Below are 2694 nucleotides of genomic sequence, written 5' to 3'. Positions count from 1 at the left end.
TGTGGTTCAGCGAAATGCGGTGGCCTGGGAAAAGGGTGTAACCCAGGTTCGTCCGCATATTGGTGATTTGCCTGTTCACTTCCACAATGCTCTTCTCGCCCTGCTGGCCCATTCCGGGCGTAGGTGGCACCGGTACCACCTGCCCGTTCCTGATCAGCATTCTTGGATTACCGTCCCAGTTGTAAACCTGCCCGACTGTGTCCTGCACGTAGGTGCTCCGGTAACTTCTTACTGCATTCACATTGACGGCCAGTCCCTTTACCAGGAAGTTGTTTTTGTTATAGTTCAGGCTCACGACATTGGCGCGGTACTCGCCAAACCTGCCCACATAAGGCCGCGCCATGGTTGTTCCGTGCGGTATTTCGCTGTAAGTATCAGAAACGTTGTAGCCAAGGAAGAACTGGTCAGCCCATTTTACATTGGTAAATCCGACCTCAAACCTTCCGCCAATGGATCTGTACTGATTATTGAACCTCCTGGCTCGGTAGTAACGCTCCAATGTTCTGTCCGGATGTACAAACTTGGAAAACTTGCCCCAGGTGGTGTAACTATTGTCTGTATACGTATAAAAACCCGACGCCCTCGTAGTGAACCCGGTTTGTTTATTCCGGTAAATCCCTGAAATATCAGACTGGAATGTATTGAACGAACCGTAAGCCACAGCGGCCGTAATGTTGTTTTGTGAAGCATCTTTTTTCAACACCACATTGATCGCGCCGCCCACATAATCACCTGTGAGGTGGGAGGGGAGTACCCCTTTGTACACTTCAATGCGCTCGATCATCGCCGGCGGGATGTTGTTCAGATTGAAGGAAGACCCGTAAGTGGATATCTCGATCCCGTCCAGAAAAATACCCACCGCACTGCCCGACATCCCATTCAGGTTATACTCCACCCGCGAACCAATTCCGCCATTCTGACGAACACGCACGCCCACGGCCCGGTCGAGCAGTTCATGGGTGGTCAGGTTGCGTAAAGAAGCTTCTTTGGTTTCTATTACTGCCACGGCAAAGCCGGTTGTTTCAATTTCCTTCTTCTCTGTTTTTTGAACAATCTGCACTTCATTCAGGTCCAAAGCGGTCCGCGTTACTACCGGGTTGATCTCGTGCAAAGGCTTGTTAACGTGGATTTTGGTCGTTTTTGATTTGATCTCCACAGATGTAATCACAAGATCCTGGTTTCCGTAAGGCACCTCTTTGAGCTGGAACGTACCGTCGGTTTCCGAGAAAGTAGCAATGCTGGTACCATCAATGCGGACCGTCACGAAGCTGATCACCGCACCTTTATCATCCTTTACCGTGCCTTTGATCGTCGCCGTTTTCGGCGTAGTCTGTGCGGCGGATGGGATGTAAAGCAGGGTAAGTAATGCCGCGAAGAGTAAATTTAATTGCACCTTATTTAGACTAATTATATTGAGTGCAAATATAGGAGCCGCTAATCAGCTAAAATGACGTTTACGGGAATGGTAATGACGCGAGAGGGAGTAATGCGGAACGGTATCACTAAAATTCGTGGCTTGACGCGTTGCGCTGGTACGAATGTTGTCAGGTACGCGGAAAATTTTAAAAGGTATTTACGACAGGTTATATTACCTTAGGTGACATATAATTCTACAAATTACTTCATGATCCACTCCATCGTATATTTAAGTTCAGCGAAGAGGCTTGCAGACGAGCCTGAACTAGGGACGATACTCGAACAAAGCCGGAAGAACAATGCTTTACTGAATATCACGGGTGCCTTGCTGTATTGCAACGGCAGTATCATTCAAGTCCTCGAAGGACCGAAGGATACTGTGAGTCCGCTGTTTGATAAAATCAAAAATGATGCGCGCCACACGCAGGTTATCACGCTTTTTCAGGGCGAGGTAAATGCGAGATCGTTTGAAAAATGGGCAATGGGGTACATTACCCCGAACAGTCGCAATATGGACGAGTTGAAGGATCAGCTTATGTTTGTGAACAATCCGTACATTGACCAACATTCAGATAACAAGATCCTTTCGCTGCTGCAAACCTTTTTCCGGAACAATCACCGGAATTGAAAGCTTTCCAATCCCGGTTTATCTGTACTGTTGCCAGTTAAGATCCTTATTCATCAGCGGTAAGTGATGTTGCTGCGCATATTCGTTCCGTACCTTTTTTACGTCGTTCCACCACTGATCGAGCGGGTAATGTAGTTCTCTGTAAATAAGATAGCTCAAATCAATGGTGCGCACCGGCTGGTGGTCTTTGATATCGTCAACCTGTTGCAAAAACTTGCGACCGTTTGCCTCTTCCACCAGTGGGTGCCATTCTTTGAACCACGTTTTTTCAACCAAGGCAAATGTGCTGTCACGCTGCGTTTTCATTTTGCTGACCAAATTCATGGCTGCATCCAGTTTCTGAACTGCCACCTTTGGATTGGCGCTCAACGCAGAGGCTTCTTTTAATAAATCTGTTACATTGTTCAATGCAACGAGCATCCGTAAATTCTGTCCGCAGATCGCCGCAACGGATTTCAGCACTTCAATATTATAAAGTTGCGTTTTGGCCAGTGATTTATTTTGTTGAAGCAATTGAAGCGCGTAGGCATTGCGCGGGAGCATTGCTTTTGCTGTTTCAAAACGTTGCGCATTTACGGGATAAGTCTTGTCAGAAATCGCCAGTGTTCCGGAAGCAGGAACAGGCAATAAGGGCAGAGTCTGATCTTTTT

At 47.3% G+C, this 2694-nt stretch carries 2 protein-coding genes and 1 pseudogene; 1 reads left to right on the top strand and 2 read right to left on the bottom strand.

The genetic code is table 11. The annotated features are described in order from the left end of the window. The coding region (locus ACTIE6_RS09460; protein ID WP_439556405.1) for a TonB-dependent receptor plug domain-containing protein at positions 1 to 1393 on the bottom strand (1393 nt) is incomplete at its 3' end. Positions 1394 to 1624: 231 nt separating this feature from the next. On the opposite strand from ACTIE6_RS09460, the gene ACTIE6_RS09455 reads away from it, so the two are divergent. Next, positions 1625 to 2044, top strand: a complete 420-nt coding sequence (locus ACTIE6_RS09455; protein WP_439556404.1) for a BLUF domain-containing protein — start codon at positions 1625 to 1627, stop codon at positions 2042 to 2044. Between the two features lie 18 nt (positions 2045 to 2062). Here the strand turns inward: ACTIE6_RS09455 and ACTIE6_RS09450 are convergent. After that, positions 2063 to 2694 (bottom strand): annotated as a pseudogene (locus ACTIE6_RS09450) (glycoside hydrolase family 20 zincin-like fold domain-containing protein); the annotation flags it as partial.

The organism is Dyadobacter sp. (assembly GCF_051859145.1).
In the GTDB taxonomy this organism is placed as follows: Bacteria; Bacteroidota; Bacteroidia; order Cytophagales; family Spirosomataceae; genus Dyadobacter.
Note: the sequence above shows the minus strand (reverse complement) of the source record. Positions and strands in the feature narration are given on the sequence as shown.